The 18,466-nt window shown below is 36.8% G+C and carries 15 protein-coding genes and 2 pseudogenes; 10 read left to right on the plus strand and 7 right to left on the minus strand.

All coding sequences use genetic code 11. The annotated features are described in order from the left end of the window. The first annotated feature begins 216 nt into the window (after positions 1-216). The 7 genes from ACJ9PY_RS20940 to ACJ9PY_RS20970 all read left to right on the plus strand — a co-directional run bounded on the left by ACJ9PY_RS20940 (position 217) and on the right by ACJ9PY_RS20970 (position 5,497). Positions 217-2,175, plus strand: coding sequence for an FAD-dependent oxidoreductase (locus ACJ9PY_RS20940; RefSeq protein ID WP_411738894.1), 1,959 nt, complete (start codon positions 217-219; stop codon positions 2,173-2,175). A gap of 218 nt (positions 2,176-2,393) precedes the next feature. Further along, entirely contained in the window at positions 2,394-2,612 is a 219-nt protein-coding gene (locus ACJ9PY_RS20945) for a helix-turn-helix transcriptional regulator (protein ID WP_411738895.1), read from the plus strand. Between the two features lie 17 nt (positions 2,613-2,629). Further along, positions 2,630-3,028, plus strand: coding sequence for a hypothetical protein (locus ACJ9PY_RS20950; RefSeq protein WP_098863827.1), 399 nt, complete (start codon positions 2,630-2,632; stop codon positions 3,026-3,028). Between the two features lie 89 nt (positions 3,029-3,117). Continuing rightward, positions 3,118-3,951, plus strand: a complete 834-nt coding sequence (locus tag ACJ9PY_RS20955) for a hypothetical protein (protein WP_411738896.1) — start codon at positions 3,118-3,120, stop codon at positions 3,949-3,951. Positions 3,952-4,313: 362 nt separating this feature from the next. Then, positions 4,314-4,553, plus strand: a complete 240-nt coding sequence (locus ACJ9PY_RS20960; RefSeq protein WP_072273494.1) for a hypothetical protein — start codon at positions 4,314-4,316, stop codon at positions 4,551-4,553. 17 nt (positions 4,554-4,570) lie between these two features. Beyond that, complete coding sequence (locus ACJ9PY_RS20965) at positions 4,571-4,726, plus strand: YvrJ family protein (protein ID WP_072273495.1); 156 nt, start codon at positions 4,571-4,573, stop codon at positions 4,724-4,726. A 180-nt stretch (positions 4,727-4,906) separates the two neighbouring features. Then, positions 4,907-5,497: a sigma-70 family RNA polymerase sigma factor gene (locus tag ACJ9PY_RS20970; protein WP_411738897.1), complete on the plus strand. Its 591-nt coding sequence runs from the start codon at positions 4,907-4,909 to the stop codon at positions 5,495-5,497. A 311-nt stretch (positions 5,498-5,808) separates the two neighbouring features. On the opposite strand, the pseudogene ACJ9PY_RS20975 reads toward ACJ9PY_RS20970, so the two are convergent. From ACJ9PY_RS20975 to ACJ9PY_RS20990, 4 genes and pseudogenes are all read right to left on the minus strand, one after another. Further along, positions 5,809-6,183: pseudogene (locus ACJ9PY_RS20975) on the minus strand (DNA helicase); the annotation flags it as partial. 199 nt (positions 6,184-6,382) lie between these two features. Continuing rightward, positions 6,383-7,120, minus strand: a complete 738-nt coding sequence (locus ACJ9PY_RS20980; RefSeq protein WP_411738898.1) for a hypothetical protein — start codon at positions 7,118-7,120, stop codon at positions 6,383-6,385. Between the two features lie 758 nt (positions 7,121-7,878). Further along, complete coding sequence (locus ACJ9PY_RS20985) at positions 7,879-10,332, minus strand: DUF2357 domain-containing protein (protein ID WP_411738899.1); 2,454 nt, start codon at positions 10,330-10,332, stop codon at positions 7,879-7,881. After that, a complete protein-coding gene (locus tag ACJ9PY_RS20990; protein WP_411738900.1) occupies positions 10,304-12,562 on the minus strand; it encodes an HI_0552 family protein in 2,259 nt (752 codons plus the stop codon). The genes ACJ9PY_RS20985 and ACJ9PY_RS20990 overlap by 29 nt, the downstream gene beginning before the upstream one ends. A 289-nt stretch (positions 12,563-12,851) precedes the next feature. Between ACJ9PY_RS20990 and ACJ9PY_RS20995 the strand changes: the two genes are divergently transcribed. Then, positions 12,852-13,289: a very short patch repair endonuclease gene (locus tag ACJ9PY_RS20995; protein ID WP_411738901.1), complete on the plus strand. Its 438-nt coding sequence runs from the start codon at positions 12,852-12,854 to the stop codon at positions 13,287-13,289. A gap of 39 nt (positions 13,290-13,328) precedes the next feature. On the opposite strand, the gene dcm is transcribed toward ACJ9PY_RS20995, so the two are convergent. Continuing rightward, positions 13,329-14,576, minus strand: a complete 1,248-nt coding sequence (gene dcm / locus ACJ9PY_RS21000; protein ID WP_411738902.1) for a DNA (cytosine-5-)-methyltransferase — start codon at positions 14,574-14,576, stop codon at positions 13,329-13,331. Between the two features lie 247 nt (positions 14,577-14,823). Here dcm and ACJ9PY_RS21005 point away from each other — a divergent pair, with 247 nt between their 5' ends. Together ACJ9PY_RS21005 and ACJ9PY_RS21010 are read left to right on the plus strand one after the other, a co-directional pair. Continuing rightward, positions 14,824-16,221: a Sau3AI family type II restriction endonuclease gene (locus ACJ9PY_RS21005; protein WP_411738903.1), complete on the plus strand. Its 1,398-nt coding sequence runs from the start codon at positions 14,824-14,826 to the stop codon at positions 16,219-16,221. A 2-nt stretch (positions 16,222-16,223) separates the two neighbouring features. After that, positions 16,224-16,868 (plus strand): BglII/BstYI family type II restriction endonuclease, encoded by a 645-nt coding sequence (locus ACJ9PY_RS21010; RefSeq protein WP_411738904.1) that lies wholly within the window; start codon positions 16,224-16,226, stop codon positions 16,866-16,868. A gap of 502 nt (positions 16,869-17,370) precedes the next feature. Here ACJ9PY_RS21010 and ACJ9PY_RS21015 read toward each other — a convergent pair. Further along, a complete protein-coding gene (locus tag ACJ9PY_RS21015) occupies positions 17,371-17,925 on the minus strand; it encodes a hypothetical protein (RefSeq protein WP_411738905.1) in 555 nt (184 codons plus the stop codon). 123 nt (positions 17,926-18,048) lie between these two features. Continuing rightward, a pseudogene (locus ACJ9PY_RS21020) lies at positions 18,049-18,413 on the minus strand (SMI1/KNR4 family protein); the annotation flags it as partial. Between the last annotated feature and the right edge of the window lie 53 nt (positions 18,414-18,466).

Consider the following 18,466-nt stretch of genomic DNA (forward strand, 5'->3'; position numbering starts at 1 on the left):
TTTTATGAATCACCACTTTCCAAAAAAGGTTCACTTATCTATATATAAAATACGATACTCATGAGCCATACCCTTTTTATCCAAGTAAAATAACGAATATGAAACCACATTCCCCCAAACGGCATGGTTATTGCATATTGAACCTGTATAGAGATAGGTAGAGGCGGTTGCCCTCTATACTCTCATTCTATCTAACATTAGGGAGTGGTCATGGATATGGCTCAATTCAAGAATCTGTTTACCCAATTAACGATCGGTTCTACTGAATTAAAAAACCGGATCTTAAGTACAGCACATCAAACAAATCATGTCACGGACGGAATCCCCACTTCGGATATGGTTGCCTATCATGAAGCCCGTGCTAAAGGGGGCGTCGGATTGATCATCCTTGAAGCGGCATCGGTACATCCATCCGGCATGCTTACGTCCAAAACGATCGCAGGCTATGACCGGAGAATTGTCGATGCCTACAAAGAGCTTTCCGAAACGCTTCATATGTATGGAACGAAGGTTTTCTCGCAGCTATTCCATGGCGGACGGGAAGTCGTATCGAGCGACTACCGAAATGCGGCATGGGCGCCATCGGCCGTTCCCAGCCTGCGCTTCGGTGTGATGCCAAAACCAATGAGCTTGGAGGATATTGACGGAGTGATTGAAGGGTTCGCCCATTCAGCACAGCTGGCAAAGGAAGGCGGACTTGATGGAGTGGAAATTTGCTGTTCACACGGATATCTTCCTGCCCAGTTTTGGTCAGTGCATACAAATAAGCGTACGGATCACTATGGCGGGTCTTTTGAAAATCGGATGCGATTCATCGTGGAAATATTGGAGAAGGTATGGGAAAGAGTCGGGGAAGACTTTACCGTCGGCATTCGCATGAGCTCAGATGAACTGACGATGGACGGGACAACAATGAAGGATTCCGTGCAAATCGTCGAATATCTTGCAGAAAAAGTCCGATTGGATTTCATTAATGTCACTGCCGGAGATTCAAGTACCTTTGAGGGATCAACCCATATCGTGCCGCCATCACCGATAAAGCACGCATACCTATCTCCACATGGATTCAAAATCAGGATGGCAGGAGCCGTACCGGTCTTTGTCGGCAATCGAATCGTCGACCCCGTTGAAGCGGAACAGATCGTATCCACCGGAAAAGCCGATGTCGTCGGAATGACCAGGGCCTTAATCGTCGACCCAGACATGCCCAACAAGGCAAAAGATGGCGACCTGCAGGCAATCGATGCATGCGTAGGCTGTTTACAAGCCTGTATCGGTCACTATCATAAAGGACTGCCGATTGGCTGTGTCCAAAACCCGACAACAGGTAAAGAAGCATGGATTTTACCAGAATTAAAGAAAACGAGAAACAAACAAAATGTCCTCGTGATCGGCGCAGGACCTGGCGGATTACAGGCAGCCATAACCGCGGACTACCTAGGTCATTCCGTTACACTGATCGATCAAAGCAAATCAATCGGCGGCCTGCTTCGCACCATGCGCAAAGCCCCAATGAGGCATGAACTCGCAGAATCGATGCTCGATAACTATTCTCGGAAACTAATGAGAAGCAATATAAATGTGCAATTAGGCAAAACGGCCACCGCCCAGGAAATATCCGAATCAAACCCGGACGCCATCATCTGTGCAACAGGCTCACGGCCCTATACACCAGCCATCGAAGGAATCGATGACCCACGAATCATCATGAGTGATGACCTCTTCAACTCAACCAAAAAAGTGGGGGACAACGTACTCGTATTTGACTTCGGCGGCGACTGGCCCGGCATGGAAGCAGCCATCTATCTAGCCGAAAAAGGCCACCAAGTAACACTCATATCATCCAGACTGCACATCGGCGAAACCGTCCACCAATATCTCAGGAACGAATACCTAAAAAAACTATACAACCTAAACGTCACACTCCTACCCCATTACGACATCGGGGCAATCAAAGAAAATCACGTCATCATCCGGAACCTATTCACACAACAAAAACAAGAACTAACCAACTGGGACTCCATCGTCCTCTCCCTTGGCCGCATTCCCAACACAGAACTATTCGAAGAAATGAAAGGCCATGCGCCCATTGTGAAACAGATTGGGGATTGTCTTGGACCGCGGACTATTGAGGAAGCTACGCATGAAGGGATGATGAGTGTGATTAGTTTATAGGAGGGGAGAGACATTCCTTGGGGGATGTCTCTTTCTTTTGATGATATAGGTCTGACACGACCTGCTTATTATTTTTATCTTCTTGTCTAACACTTTAAACCAACTATTATATACTCTATTTTTTTCTCTTTATCTCCAATTCAATTCCTTTTTATTCTTTAAAATGTATTATTTTCAATCCATTTTGTATATAATACTATACATAAGAGGTGTAGAATTTGAAAAGAGGAAAAGTAAAAAACAACGTGAGATATTATCGAAGATTACATGATTTTACTCAAGAAGAACTTTCGGATCGAATAGGTGTACACAGACAAACCATCGTTGCTTTGGAAAAACAAAAATACGAACCCTCAATAGGAATTGTTTTAATGCTCTCTGCTGTATTAAATGAACCAATCGATAAATTATTCTTTTTAGAAGAAAAAACAGATTAAATTCAGGAGGGATCTTTATGCGTTTGAAAAAGTGGATGCTTTTAGTTGGTTATATGTGCTTATTCTTAGGCTTTGGATATTCATGTTATTCAATTTTTGTAGATGAAACAGGAAGTAATTTCTGGATTATGTGGGGGATAGCTTCTCTTGTTATGGGTTATCAAGTAATTAATTTCTTAGTCAAGAAAAAAAACGATAAGTGGAACGATAGTTACGTTGTTGCAGATCAACGTGTTTTTCGTAAAATTTTAGTTTCTCTCTCTATATCATATGTTTTTATTCTGATTTTTTTATTGGTAGGAACAATTGGATTCTATAATGATTTCATTTCAGGCTATAATATTTTGGTCGGAGCTATTATTTCAAGTTTGTTGGTTTTTATGATTTCTCAAATTGTGCAACGCTTTGTACACTAATCCAAATAAAACTTCATATAGGTTGTAAAAAAGTTAGTAAATCCTCCCTTATAGAATTGTAAGGTAAAAAATTATAAGGAGGATTTTAAATGACAATCATTAAACCATTATCTTTAAATGCGCTAGAAAAACAATCGTTTAAAGAGAAAATCCAGGAAAAAGTAACATCCCAATTTAATCTAGCAGCTGACTTTGGTAAGTTGCAGGCAAACGAAATTGATTATTCTGTGTTAAATGAAGGCAAAGTTGCAAAAATGGAAAGTACGATTGGTAAGCAATTTACTATTCCTGTGAAAACACACGAAGGATTAGATGGTGAAGTACATTACACCGAAGTAAATGGGTCCTACCTTTATAACGTTGCAACTAAAACGACAGATGATAAGCTATTAGCAGATCTTCGTAAACTTGCTAATTCAAATGAGGAATTTAACAAACTATCAAAGCACATTACTAAAGATGGTTATACTCTAAACAATGATGAAGAGTATGTAATTCAGAACACCAAGTATTTAGAAGATAAAGAAGGTAAAGTACTTTCAGACTCCCTAAGTATGTTTTCTATTCCTTTATACCAAAAGGAAAATTTAGTTGGTATGCTATCTATTGATGAAAGTAATATGAAACCAGTTATTTTAATTGGTAATGAAAGATTATTTGTTCATGAAAATGGAGAAATCGTAACAATCCAGGCAGGTTCTTGTTCTCTATCATGGGCAGCATGTATGAACAAACAATTAGGATGTTCTACTTGGAATAGTTGTTTAATAATATATGGAAGTTGTCTTGGTGCGTGCTGTACCTGTCTAAATCCACTTTCTTGTATTGTATGTGCAGTATGTGCAGTTGCAGTTGTAGGTGCTGCATGGACCTGCAGAATGTGTGTTCCAGGTGCCGCAAGACCAAAAGAATGTCCAAAATAATTTTCAGAGACTGTCTAGTTTAGACAGTCTCTTTTTCTATTTTAAAATACTAAAAAACTAAATTAAGAAATCACTAAAATGGTTGTTTTATTTGTGACTTTCGGACTTTAAGAAGAGAAGGGGGAAATCCTAATATTCTGGTTGTACTGCAGGAAACAATTGAAATGTGGATAGTTATATTTTCAAATCCCGATTACTACCCATTTGAGCTGTTAACTATCCTATTATCCTTAGGTTAAAAAAGGAACATTAACAAACATATGCTCCAATTATTTCTTTCTATAAAATAGGAGCAAATAACCAATTAAAGTATTATTTAACTAAATAACAAACAATGTTATAGATGTTAAGGAGGATATAAAATGAATAAAGATTTATATGAATTGGTGAGTGAAGCTAAGTCTAAACCTCATAATTTAGAGCCGGTTATCTTTTTATTTCAACCCAAGATTCTAAAATCATTATTTCAAACAAAACAACAAGAAAGAGAAGATTTAACTCAAGAATTAGTTATTTTGATTATTAAAATCATTAATAGATACGACGTTGATAAAACTCCAGGATTTTTTGAGTTTCAAACTAAATATCACAAAAAGAAATAAAATGGAGGGGATCTTAAATGGAAACTTACACGACCCTTGTTAATATAATTGGTAATTTCGGATTTCCAATCTTTGTTGCCTTATATCTTTTTATTAGGTTCGAAAAAAAGTTGGAAAAGCTTGAAAAAGCTATTGTGGAATTAGGAAATAATATTCGAGGTGAGAGGAAATGAATCCTAATATTTTCAAGTGTTTTTGCAAAGTAAGAAATACACAAACATTTATCACAAAATGTTTAGATGACAACTCACTCTCCAATGAAGACAGAGATTTTCTGATTGATTTAGTTCAACGGACATCAAAAATCTCTAATAAAATAGAACAGTATTATCCACAAAAAGGAGGTGATGATAATGATTAAATCTGATTGTTGCAGCAATCAACTTTTCGAGTTTGAAGATAACAATAAGAAGTTTATAAATAGTAAGATTATAAAATCCTTTTTAAAAGAAGAAAAAAATTATGCACTGTATAAAAAAGCCATATGTACTCCTTCAATCAAAAATAAGAATAAATTAGATGAAGAATTCAAAAAACATTTATTCTATATTCGTTTTGTATCGCTCATATCCAAAACTATACATTTTACAGCAGTTAAATACGATATAAGTATTAACGATCAAAATAAAAATTTTCCTATCATTCTAAATGCTGAAAATGATGAGTCTATCCCCTTATTAAACACGATTGAAGTTAAAGAAGAAGGATATGAAAAGATTTATAATGAAGATGCTGAAACCATCGAAGATATTACCTCAGATAAGGAAATCGCCAACGCTCTTTCTCAATTAACCAATACTCAAAAGAAAACACTAAAGTTAAAATATGTTGATAATTTGGCATTTAAAGAAATAGCAGTAATAATGAACGTTTCGCAGCAGGCAGTTTCTAAAAACCACAAACTAGCAATTAATAAATTAAGGAACCTCCTTCAAAAAAAATAGTTGCTTGTCCCCTCATTCTGCCTGCAACCACATTCCCCTTGGAAACCACAAAAATAAGCTCCCATATTAATGCGAATGAAATTTCAGATCTTTTTTTAATAGATGTTTTTCATTTTAGTTTCCTAACTGCTGAAAGTCCTTGGCTTACAACCCGAAAAAAATAAAAATATAGACTAAGTTTGGAGATGGCCATTAAACTGCAGTACCTTTTTATGCTAGGAATACGGTTTACTACACCAATTATTAAGACCAACAATAAGGAGTTAGAGACATTCCTTTTGGGAATGTCTCTTTTTGAGGATGGTTTCTTTTTATTTAGCCTTCCGCTCAAAGTGATAATGAAGTCGATATTCACAAATATCCTTGGTCATATCAAACAAAACCCTCTGGTCTTCTGGTCTGACATTAAAGTTCAGCTTAAAAATATCGTCTTCGTAAGAAATTAACCCTTTAGAGCTGCCACTCCACTTAGCCATAGGCATAGTTGCAATCAACTTGCTAACCCCATCTTTATCGTAATGCCATAGCTTTTTAGATGATTTATCAGCAAAGTCGATTTGTTTTCGATACTCTGTTTCTGTTAAGTAGCTATGAAAGAATGGTGCTGCTTCCTCAGAGGTGATTGACTTGAACCAACTATACTCTCCACGCTCTAGCATCGCTAGCAGAACGACCATCTTATAGCTCTATCAACCAAGATGTGACCATAACTTTGAGGAGCAGTGTCAAAAACATCCCTAAAATGATACATCAAAATGACTTTAGTACGCTAATACTTCCCCCGCTCATAAAAATACTAAGCATTTAAATAAGTAAAAAGGATAATGTAATTTTAGGAGGTTGAAAAAGGGCAAAAAAATGACTTTTCTGTAATCTGTATGAAAGTCATTTTACAATTGTCAACTGCTTTTTACTTTTAATTTCAGTAAAAAAAGTGTTATATTTCCCCGAAGAATTCCATTCTCCTGCCACAATAATTAAATGATTTCTATTCTCATAAACGCTCTTTCTAATTTCTTTAAACAGTCTTTCATCACCAAACTTTACAATAAAGGTATACTCTTTCCCGTTTGGCAGACAAACAAGGGCAATTTCATTTCTGTCGGAACTATAATACCTATACTTTAATTCAATTAATCTCCAACCAAATACGCCCTTGGGATACATATAAGCACTTCTTTCATCTAACAACATTTGACCAATTATTTTTCCGTTATATAAGTCTGAACTATCATATGATTTACACATAGAATAAATCTGACGAATTGTATGTATTGGTTTTGGTGCAACTTCTCCTGTTCCATGCTCTCCCGGAATCTCACTTTTGGACTGTGGTTTACTTGGCATAGTTAACGAAAACAATGCATTTTCAAAATCAAATCCATTTTCATCATATAAATCATGTTGAAATCTACTTGTTCTATATGGACATCCCTTTACATGGGTATGTGATTTAATTGCTGCAAAATATGCTTTCGATACTCCATCAAGATTACGTACATACATATGAGCATCGCAGTCCTTATTAGGACAATAAAAGCGTATACTTTTATCCTGTCTTAGTGCGTCTCTTGCCAGTAGTTTATGTTCTCTAGCAGCATCTTTAAAAACGTACATTGCCATTTTCATCTCTCCCATCTTGCCAAACACTTAAATAGTATGGTTCTGGTGCAAAAACCAAGACAACTAGAAAAAGTTGTAGGTTCACTTTCAGAAAGTCCCTTAGTAGTTATCCTTAACAGTCTATGTTTGAATTCCACTTCATTTTGGGCACACTTCTAACGCAACCATTTTACCATATATTAGTACAATATATCATTTTAGACCAACCCTAGAGCAAGTAAAATGATATTATGTAGTTGAAGCCTTACGCAATATACGTAAGAGCTTCACAGAAAAGGTTTCTATTGAATTTATCGTGGTTGTCTCATACTCTCGATTTCCTCTTTCATCTCATCTATGCTAGTCTCAGGAGTTTTATGATACTTCGTTCTATCGTCGACTTTTAATCGGTCAGTTAATAATTCGACCGACTGCAGCACCATTTTAGCCGCTTTAGACGATTTATTTTTTAAGACAGCCGCCTAGATCGATCATAACGTCGACTACTTCCGGTATTCGTGACATCGTATTTCGGTAATTCTAACGTTTGATTCATCTTTAAATTCGATGTTCTGACACCCTCTATATAACCTTTGACGTGTAACTGCAATTGAATCGGCAACTTCATCTAACGTAAGGCTGTCATTTTTCGGTGAGCAAGTAATTGAATGCCACGTATTGCTCAGGTTTTAACGGTTTACTCATTAGTTATCAACCTCCATCATTAAATTGACTAATGTTCGAAAACATAAAAAACCACCATACAAAAGTATAGTGGTTCAAAGCAAACCAAGCACTTCTCTAAATACTTTAGACGGTTGGTGTATTAGAAAATCTGTACCCAATACTCGTTCCTGACTATCATTTCTAACGGATAAGGTTTGTTTCTCTTTGTCCAACCTGATTTCGATTCCTTTAAACGAGAAAGTCCCTACTCCTAAGGCTTCATCTAAAACCTTGTTATCCAGGTTAATCTCTATCTGATCAGAAATCCTTCTGAGCATCCTCCAAAGTGTGGTTTCCTGTTTGTTTTTCATGTACAGCTCTGGCAGCTCTTTCGCCTCGTTTAGTAAAGAAAGAGTTGTCATCATATACGTTGCTATGCCATATTTTACAGGACGGATAACCTGCTTTGTATTTTTCCAAACCTCCACAAAGAAACGGACAGAATCTCCTTCAGTAGCAATTCGCTTGATTTCTCCATACTCTCTAACACCGTTCTCCCCAAGCCCTGAAGTCATATAAAGTGCGACATATTTTGCTTCTTGCCAGCCCTTTTTTAGGCTATTAACAGAAATCTGATAGTAGCCCTGCTGAATAAAGTCTCGATAAATTGCTTCGTTCGAAACCGTCCCGACAAGTACTTTTTCTTCTAATGTTGATTCCCATTCCTCTTTCGTTCCCCTAGGTAATATCCCTTCACGCTGAATTTCCTCAGGACTTTTTTCAATGAGGCACTCTAGGAATCGCTCGACCATATCGGTAGCGTTTGGCAAAAATGGCAACCCGCCAATATTGACTTGATCTATACTTTTATAAAAATGATGGTCTTCATAACTTTGCTCATTTGACCAAGGAAATAACACATACGCTCCAAAGGCTGTCCGCTCATATGGACCATTACTCATGGAAACGAGCGAATCCCTATAGCGGTGCATCGTATTAATATCGTCTTCCACCGGTCCCGGCGTTTTATAACGGGATTGATAATAGCTTTCAGGTTGTGCATAATCAATTCGGTATTTGGCATCAAATACATAATTATAGCGGTGATTCTTGCCTTTTTTCTCAATCGTCAACATCGAGTCAGGCTTTTGAGGAATGGTCGGTAAATCTTTCTCATATTTTTGATAGATTAGTTCAATCCTTTCCTTAGTTACTGGGTGCTCAAAGACTCGTTTAGCAGTTCGGTTCGCCTCTAAATTCACAAACAGCCCATCACGGTTTACACTGACAATATCCTGACTCAACAGGGTATATTTACTGCTCAAAATTTGTCCTAGCTTTAAAAAAGTCCAGTATTCATATAAAGTAGCAACATCCTTTACAGACATTTGATAGAGCTTCCCTTGCAGCATAAGCCCTTTTGAGACCGTTAAATAAATTTGAAAAGCATCTCGATAACCTGGTGCCATTTGCAGTACCAAGCTCATCACCGATCGATCTAGCCTGCCAATCGAGCGCCAAAAGACATTGTTCTTCCTTGACTCAAGCTGCTGTTTCATTTGATTCAGCCGTAACAGAAGTTCCGTATCAGGTACTTCCTTCCAGCGCTTATTCTTATTCATTAAAGCGCCTAACAAATCATCAAACTTATGAATCAGTCTTTCCATCATCCATTTTACATAACGATTTTCCATCGTATCGTAACGAAGCTCTTTTTTAGGCTTAACCCCTTCACGAGGCATCATCGTTTTCCCATGAATTCTAATTCCATTCTCCACTTCCATAAAAGATTGACTGCGTTTTTGCAAATACTTCCGTGTATTAGAATCAGTCTTGCTGAGCTGATCACCGCGCGCTTTTACATATGATGTTTCTAATATATGATGCGGCTGCCTCTCGATTCGATTTACAGCCTGAATAAACTGCTTAAAATGCTTCGTCATCAAACGATAGAATTCAGCCCTGCTTGGCTTGCCCTCAAGCTTGATGCTTGCCCCTAAATACGTTTTCCGGATAAAGTGAAAAGCCAAGTTGTAAATCTCATCATTCACTTCCTCAAGCAGCTGTCGATAATCTTTCTGATAATCCAATTTAACCGGAAATATTTCAAGTGTGACTTCCACTAACGTTTGTGCACCTGAACGAACTTCAAAAGTCGTATACCCTACCTCATTTTGAAATTGAAGATTCCCTGTTAAAAGCGACATTCCACTCAATTCCATTCGAGATATTGCCTGGCGTAATATAGGATGTTCATGATAAAAGTCCAGTTCCTGATTTTGTTTTGAAATGATAAGAACTTGATATGTTCCATTTTCAAAGAAAATTGGCCGCATCTGCTGGGAATCAGTTAACTTTCCTGTTTCGATATCATAGACTTCAACACTTTGAACGTCTTCTCCTGAAACAGAAAATTGCATGACATCATGATAATCCATCTTTCGATACTGCTTTAACCCCTCATACCGGTGATGATACGGCTTTCCCTTAATCACCAATGAAAATGCCTCTGCCTCTATTTTGACCAAGTCGACATCATCAGGAGATCCAGAAGGATGTAAAGCCATCTTGTAACCTCCTAAGCATCTCTACTACCTTACCGGTACTTTTCGGATATCTCGCCGTACGTATACTGATTTCATTACTTTCCTCATCATCAATATATTCTTTTGTAGTAAACAAACGATATAAACCCTCTAATAACCTTTGTACCCGGGTATCACTACCTGAAATGCGCGGCAGGATCTTTTGTAAAATACAATGATCAAATGCATTCTCAAAACTCATCAATTCACTGTCTTCGTTATAAGCAAGATAAAAACAGATCTCATCCCGAACACGATAACCGATATGGGCATTGGTAAGCAGCAACGATTTATTGATATCTTCCAATTCTGCGGTAACCTTTTTAACAAGCTCCTGATTCCCCAAATAAAGATCCTTCAAGTGCAAATATTTCGACCTGAACATATGATCCTGAACCAATTTTGGTTCCACTTCCACCTGCTCTTCCAAAAATGCAAGATTCGATAGCTCCACCCGGTTGAACTCAATCGTATTAGCCCGGTCGAGCACCTTTTTACTAAAAGGATGTGTCGTTTCATCCATATTGACCGTCCCAATAACATAAAGGTTCACTGGCAGTCTAATATCCCGCTTAGCCATTTCCGCAGAAAGAAGAGCAGACGTAACCATCTTCCCATCCTCCCACTTACGGCTCTCCATCACGCTCAACACATCGCTAAAATAATGCTCCACCCGTGCTAAATTCATCTCATCCAACAATACAAAATAAGGATCATCCGGATTCTGTTCCGCTTTTTCAATCACAGTCGTAAACGGACCTGGCTTAAAGTCTCCCTTAATATCCACATACCCAAGTAAATCCGAACCATCATTCCAATCCGGACGAATCGGAATCAACGTAAATTGCCCATTATCCTCTGTAGCCCCCACGCTCTCCGCAAACCACTGAACAATCTTCGTCTTCCCTGTACCAGAAATACCGGAAAGGATAACAAATGGCTTTGTTTTCAGAGATAAAAATAAGTTCATTACTTCTTCTAAAGTGTAGGAAAAACCTTTTGCTGTAATGTAAGAATGGATGTGGTTGATTAGTTCTTTGTTAGATAAAAAAGTATAGAAGCTTTCCTTCACTTCATCTTTAGTACCACTTTCAATCAACTCTTTAACATAATTAAAACCAGTATTTGATATTTCAAAGATTGTCGAAGACCCCATAACTTGATTACTCCCTTTAATATCAAGGTTCCTTTTGAAATCACGTCCTTCGTATTGAATAGGAGAATCAAGAGCCTCAATCCAATCAACCCCAACCCTCTGTCTCCAATTCCCCCCACCTACATTGATAAACTTTTTCGCTTCTTCTTCTTCATAAAATTTTTTATTCACCTTACCAAACCCTAAAAATCCTTTAGCACCAGTATAGGCTATAATATAATCTCCTATGGAAATTTGGTTTATTACATTTAAGTTTCGAGTGATGGAAGACAAATCCTCTTTACCCTTTTCATATTGCATCGCTGCAACATTTAACTTTTTTGATTCTTTCCAGACTTCAGAATGGCTTATATAGGAAACATTGAATAGCCAATATCTTTTGTCACGTTCTTCTGACTTTCCCGTTACCTTCTTATAAATCCATTCCAACTCTTTAATTGTATTACCCATTTTCTTAGAGAAATCCGCACACTTTAGTACATCAGCCTTATCAAATACCTTACCTACTCGAATCCAGTCCTGCCCACTAGCTAAAGCTTCCAATAAACTCTCTTTTATGATTTTATTATTTATAAACTCTTCAAGAGTCTTATATTCTAAATAACCTTCATCTGTCTCCTTATTTGTCCAAACTCTGTACTCTGAAGGATTGATGCCTTTCTCTTTTATCCATTCCTCAACCGACAATATCCAATCATTATGTTGTTTTCTCAGTTCAACAAGGTTTCCATTTTTATAGGCATGCCATTCAAGATAAACTCTAAGGTTGGTTTTACTAATCATGGCTGCAATACATGATGGATGCTCCAATAGTTGTTCGTCCTTTATCCTTGACCAGAATCTTTTGGATAGGTTGCCACTGTTTTGCCATTTTTCAGTATTCTCTACCACCAAATCCGGGCAACCTGAATCAGATACAGAATTCCCAACAATAGCTTTCCACTCATTCCAAGCGGATGTATATTCCCTTTTTACTTTTGTAGAACTTTCTTCTTTTACCCTATAAATAAAATCTTCCCTATCAAAAACTTCAAAAATGCTATTATTGATATTCATTAGCTCCCCCTTGCTCTCAACTATATTTTATAAATTCTGTTAAACAACTTTAAAGACGTATATTAAGGAAATTACAATACTTGTTATAAAAGTACCCACAATAACATGGTACATGTTCAGAATTTACTTGTCAGCCCTTCAAAATTATATCCAAAAGATAATAATAACGAACTTTATTCTATTTCATTATACCCATAGCACCATTGCAAATATGAATGTTTATAAATCGGAAGGATAGGTACTAATAAAGTAAAGGACAACACTTCTTTGCTGAAAGGGGATTCTTCAAATGGCAAATAAAGCACGATTACCGGAGACGAATGAAACCCGGAGTAAAATCATGTCATCCATTAAAGCCGTTTCAAAGCTGGAAACGTTCGTTTCACATGAACTATGGCACAGGGGATATAGATTCAGGAGGAATGTAAGAAGTATGATGGGGACACCAGACATCGCCATCAAAAAGTACAAGGTGGTCATATTCATCGATTCGTGCTTTTGGCACTTCTGCCCGATACATGGAAAAATGCCGAAGAGCAATATAGATTTCTGGGTGAAGAAGCTTGAGAGAAACCAGGAACGCGATTTAGAAATCACCCAATATTATAACGAAGAAAATTGGAATATCTTACGAATCTGGGAGCATGAGGTAAGAAAGGAATTTGATAATACCATCGAAAAAATTACCGCTTTCATCGATAATGCCAAGAAAGATGTGGCACAATAAAAATGGTCCCTGACAATTTTGACAGGGACCATTCTAAATTTAAAATAAACTCAGTTGTTGTGGATTCACTTTAATAGCTGCTGCATCTTCTTCTTCGATTTCGAGAATTCGCTTGGCCATTCTTTCAATCAGTCCAACCACCAAGGCATTTCCCATACAGAAGTACCTCATCCGCTCGGACATTCCCTCCGTCCAATGATCTGGGAACCCATTCAATCGTTCACACTCCACCGGGGTCAGGATGCGAAGCCTTTTCGTTTCGGGATCTTCCACCACATGGCTGCTCCGATTCACAGTACCTTCACTTGTCAGCATCGTACGACCTGGCTTGTCCAACGATTCAGGGAAAGCCATCCCACCCTCTGAGAATACATATTTATGTCCGTTAGCAGCCGTCCTCTCAATCTTTTTCGGGCCCTTAAGGTAACGGAATTTCTCGATTGCATCTGTGCTAAGATAATACTTTTCGTCCACACCAGATTGCAAGATTTCACCTAATAGCCTTGGCCGCTCCTCGATTGGGAGCAATTCCTCTGTATATACAGCGCCATCTCTCATAATTCCTGAATTCAGGTATGTCATCGTGAACTCATCTGAAATTTCGAGAATACCTTCTTCCATAGTGAACGAATTTGGTTTATGCTTTTTCGAAATTTCCCATTTGACAGGAAATGCATTCGCGAAGAAACCTCGTTCATGCAACATTACCGCATCATCTTCCTTGGCCCTACTTTTGACATACGGCGTATCGTTCCTGATGGCAAAAATGAAGACCCGTCGCCTCCTCTGTGCTTGTCCATACTCGGCAGCATTGACCACTCTCCATTCGACTGAGTAATTCAAATCCCTGAAGCTTGCCAGCATGATGGAGAAGTCCCTTCCACGCTGTTTTGATGGAGACTTCAATAATCGGTCCACATTTTCCAGCAAGATATACTTCGGCCTGATTCCTTCTGCAAGCCTCATGATTTCCCAGAACAGGACACCCTTCTTCCCTTGAATTCCCTTTTCACCGGAAAGACTTCGGGCAACGGAGTAATCTTGACAAGGAAAACCGCCTACAATTAGTTCAATCCCTTGATTTACAAATATCTTTTCATCTACCGTAGAAATATCTTCATTGGAGTGTATTCCTCTATCGAACTGTCTAGCATAACAGTTAAAAGCATCCTGTGATTTTTTTGAAGGTTCCCATTGGTTACCCCAAACCACATCAAATCCTTTTGCCGCCTCAAGGCCCAGCCGGAACCCACCGACCCCCGCAAATAATTCAATTGCATTTATCATGACCGAACATCCTTTCGGCTTTTATACCTATTATAATAATAATCCCTAGTGAGATCAAGAACTATCCATTAAAAATATAAAATAAATTCATTTATCCAAAATAAGTTAATTCATATACCTGAATTTTGAATATAGCGGTATAATATTATATACCCTAACTCTATCATTTTAAAGTGTAATGCGTGAATTGTAAAAGATTTTAAAATTCCATTTTAACAGAACACTCAAGAAAGGAGCTTGTTATTTTATGGAATATAGAACAGTCGAAGAGTTAATGACCAAGGCACAAGAAGCCATAGGTAAAACCTTTGGGGAAATTGATTTAAAAGGTCGGCTCACGAACACTAAATCAAAAGGGGGACTTGGACAAGTAATCGAAGAAAGTTTCTTTGGCTATAAAATCAATTCCGATGCAAGACCGGATTTTGAAGAATTGGGTATCGAGTTGAAAGTCACCCCTTTCAAGCAGAATAAAAACAAATCCATCTCTGCAAAGGAACGATTGGTTTTAAATATAATCAATTACATGGATGAAGTTAATACCACATTCGAGACCTCGAGTTTTTGGAAAAAAAACGAAAAAATTTTACTGATGTTTTATGAATGGCTACCTAACTATGAACCTAAGGATTTTTACATATATAAGAATATCCTATTATCTTATCCGGCTGCAGATTTGGAGATCATTAAACAGGACTGGGAAACGATTGTAGAGAAAATCCGAAACGGCAAGGCCCATGAAATTTCTGAAGGTGACACCAACTATTTAGGTGCTTGTACAAAAGGAGCCAGCAAAAACTCTTTACGTACACAACCGAAGTCAAACATTCCGGCCATGCAAAGGGCTTTCTCCCTTAAACAATCATATATGACAGCCTTGCTTCGCAAATATGTTAATAATGAAGAACTCGTGTCATTTGCAAAACAAAGCGACTTACAAGAAAAATCCCTGGAAAGTTTATTAAATGACAAGTTTGCTCCCTATATCGGCTTAACTGACAAAGAAATAGCCACAAGATTGAATGTTACATACAACAATGGTTCAAAATCTTTCGTCCCTTCCTTAGTCAGTTCACTGCTTGGAATAAAAGGAACTCGTTTGGACAATATTGAGGAGTTTGCAAAAGCAAACATTCAATTCAAGACTGTACGCCTCGAGCCTAACGGAAAGCCTGAACAAAGTATGTCATTCGAAAATATAGATTTTCATCAATGGACAAGTGAATCATGGGAAGAAAGCTTGATACGGGAAAAATTCACATCAACGAAGTTTCTTTTTGTAGTCTTTGAATTTACTGAAACAAAAAAACAAAATCCTGACCGGAAATTGTACTTCAAAGGAATTAAACTATGGAATATGCCCTTACCGACAATTGATCAAGAAATCAAACAAATATGGGAAGAAGTAAACAGGCGTATACAACAGGGACTACATATTGAATTTAAAAAACGAGGAAATCAAATCGTTGAAACCAATGATTTACCTAAGAGTACTTTTAATGGAGTAGCACATATACGTCCAAAAGGAAAAGATGGTAAGGATAAAGTTGTTTTGCCTAATGGGCAAAACATAACGAAACAATGTTTTTGGTTGAATAATGGGTATGTAGCGGAGATAATAAATCACCTTAATACAAGGAGTTAACAATGCAATATAAGTATTTTTCTCACCGTAATGCAATAACAATATTAGAAAATGAAATTGAATTTCTAGAATCATGGCAAGAGATACGACATGCGCTTACAAAAATTACAGATGAAATGTTAATCAATACATATCAAACACATTATCAGACAAAGAATAAAAGTTTATCTACTACAATCAACAAATTATTAAAAGAAGAGTTCAAAGAATTAAATTGGGCAGTTGAAAGTCCTATTTTTCAGGACCCTTACTATGATGATAAGAAAAGTGACTATTGGCGCTTGGATTTTGCTAAAAAAACAATATCCATAGAAGTTGCATTTAATCACGGGTCAGCAACAGCTTGGAACCTTTTAAAACCAGTTTTAGCTTCCGAATTGAATCATGTTAGAAAAGCAATTCAAACTAAACTGGGTATTATAATAGTAGCAACTCAGAACATGAAAAGTGCAGGCAACTTTGATGGGGCAATAGGTTATTATGAAAAGTACATAGATCATTTGAAACCTCTAATGAACCAGTTAAGTGTTCCATTACTAATTATAGGTTTAGAAGCTCCTGAATCATTCCATATAAAAAAAACAACTAAAGACCACAGATTTAAAGGAGAAATTATGTTATCTAATAAATTCCATAAAGAGCACTAAGAGCTCTCCCTTTTAGGTCGTAACCTCTAAGTTTTCAGTCTGATGAAACTATATCTTTATAGTTTCTTTTTTTATAGCACACAGGACACTATTGTCATTGAAAATTTTCCGGAATTTTAAGTTGTTCCAGTTTTCATTCTGATAAGTAATGCAAATCATCAAATTAAAATTCTTTAAATTAAGGATGGAATGGTACTAAAAAATTAAGCAATGGCCCAAAGTTGTGCTTGGTGTAATAATTTCTGTCAAGCATTAGAACATGATTCAAGACTAATGATAAATGACTTTTCTATTGTTAGCATTTAATACCTTTGAAAAATGGGGCTTACACCTCTTTAATAAACTTACTTCAAAAACATACATTTTTTATATGTTTTCACATTTGTTTTGGTGCCAGCCATATCATTTGCTCTAGCCCAAAACTAGCCCTAAAAAAAGTAAAAGGTTTCTCCTATCCTAAAAATCAACTTTTACTACTAAATCCCCATAAAAGTAAATATCCCTACAAAACACCATCTATTGTCTTTTTTAATTCTTCATATGGACTTGGTTGAGCTATTTTTTTTAGTGAATTTAAAGATATTGTTTTTTGATGAGGAAAATGTATATCTAAGTCTTTAGTTAATGCAACATAAAATTCCCATTGTGTCATATTTAATGGTTCAATTAATTCTAAATTTTTTTCTTTAAGTAAACAAAAGACATATATATCTGCATTCCGTTTTATGGTAGGGCTATATTTATTTGTTTCATAATCATATTCTTTTTTTGCCCCAATACTAAAACTGATGTTTGAATATTTTTCCTTATGCCATGCTTGGATATATGCAGAAGATTTCACCTCAATTTTCATGCCTTTATAGACTAAATCAAATGCGTCCCATTCAACTCGTAATTGATTTAAACAGCCAAGAGCCGTTCCAATTATAAACTCAGCAAAAATTCCCCTTAGGTTGTTTGTTAATATATTTGAAAAGCCCCATTGCCAAAATTCTAACATAGTATGGTCTGCTCCTATTATTGGAGTTTCTGATTTAATACGTATATCATTTTTCATTTAAAAGCACATCCTTTTATACAAATTTCAGAAACTACGTTTCCTTATAATTTTCTATTCCCAATTAATTTCCACATAAACCTAAGGCATGTCCAATTAGATGAATCGCCAGAACTTCTTCTACTAGCAGTTAAAATATGCTTTCAAAAATTCATAAAATGTGGGCCACGTTTTCTTTTAATTCTCCTTTTAAAAGTAACTCATCTCCGCCCTCAAAGTTCACCGTATAGACTTTATCCGTTACAGTATCAAGCACTAATTCAGCATTTGCTGACATTTCCTTAAAACTAAATACTTGTTCGGAAAGCCATACTTTTTTCGGGAAGTAAATGTATATGATTCAATATTATTCTCTTCATCTACGATATCTAGTAACTCAAAAGGTACATACTCTTCCCAAAAGGTCCAGCATAATAATAATAAAATTCACGGAATGTATCTGATACATCTGCTTCTAATCTATGTAAAACCCCATTTACTTTATCTTTAAGTTTTTATATGTCTGCCATTCTACCACGGTTGTAATCCTTCAGTGCTTTAT

Origin of the sequence: Peribacillus sp. S4, from assembly GCF_046715815.1 — a bacterium.
Taxonomy (GTDB): domain Bacteria; phylum Bacillota; class Bacilli; order Bacillales; family DSM-1321; genus Peribacillus; species Peribacillus frigoritolerans.

Coding starts and splice junctions, on each gene's coding strand:
- ACJ9PY_RS20940 (WP_411738894.1), top strand. CDS start 217: ATGGCTCAATTCAAGAATCTGTTTACCCAATTAACGATCGGTTCTACT.
- ACJ9PY_RS20950 (WP_098863827.1), top strand. CDS start 2,630: ATGCGTTTGAAAAAGTGGATGCTTTTAGTTGGTTATATGTGCTTATTC.
- ACJ9PY_RS20955 (WP_411738896.1), top strand. CDS start 3,118: ATGACAATCATTAAACCATTATCTTTAAATGCGCTAGAAAAACAATCG.
- ACJ9PY_RS20960 (WP_072273494.1), top strand. CDS start 4,314: ATGAATAAAGATTTATATGAATTGGTGAGTGAAGCTAAGTCTAAACCT.
- ACJ9PY_RS20965 (WP_072273495.1), top strand. CDS start 4,571: ATGGAAACTTACACGACCCTTGTTAATATAATTGGTAATTTCGGATTT.
- ACJ9PY_RS20970 (WP_411738897.1), top strand. CDS start 4,907: ATGATTAAATCTGATTGTTGCAGCAATCAACTTTTCGAGTTTGAAGAT.
- ACJ9PY_RS20980 (WP_411738898.1), bottom strand. CDS start 7,120: ATGGCAATGTACGTTTTTAAAGATGCTGCTAGAGAACATAAACTACTG.
- ACJ9PY_RS20985 (WP_411738899.1), bottom strand. CDS start 10,332: ATGGCTTTACATCCTTCTGGATCTCCTGATGATGTCGACTTGGTCAAA.
- ACJ9PY_RS20990 (WP_411738900.1), bottom strand. CDS start 12,562: ATGAATATCAATAATAGCATTTTTGAAGTTTTTGATAGGGAAGATTTT.
- ACJ9PY_RS20995 (WP_411738901.1), top strand. CDS start 12,852: ATGGCAAATAAAGCACGATTACCGGAGACGAATGAAACCCGGAGTAAA.
- dcm (WP_411738902.1), bottom strand. CDS start 14,576: ATGATAAATGCAATTGAATTATTTGCGGGGGTCGGTGGGTTCCGGCTG.
- ACJ9PY_RS21005 (WP_411738903.1), top strand. CDS start 14,824: ATGGAATATAGAACAGTCGAAGAGTTAATGACCAAGGCACAAGAAGCC.
- ACJ9PY_RS21010 (WP_411738904.1), top strand. CDS start 16,224: ATGCAATATAAGTATTTTTCTCACCGTAATGCAATAACAATATTAGAA.
- ACJ9PY_RS21015 (WP_411738905.1), bottom strand. CDS start 17,925: ATGAAAAATGATATACGTATTAAATCAGAAACTCCAATAATAGGAGCA.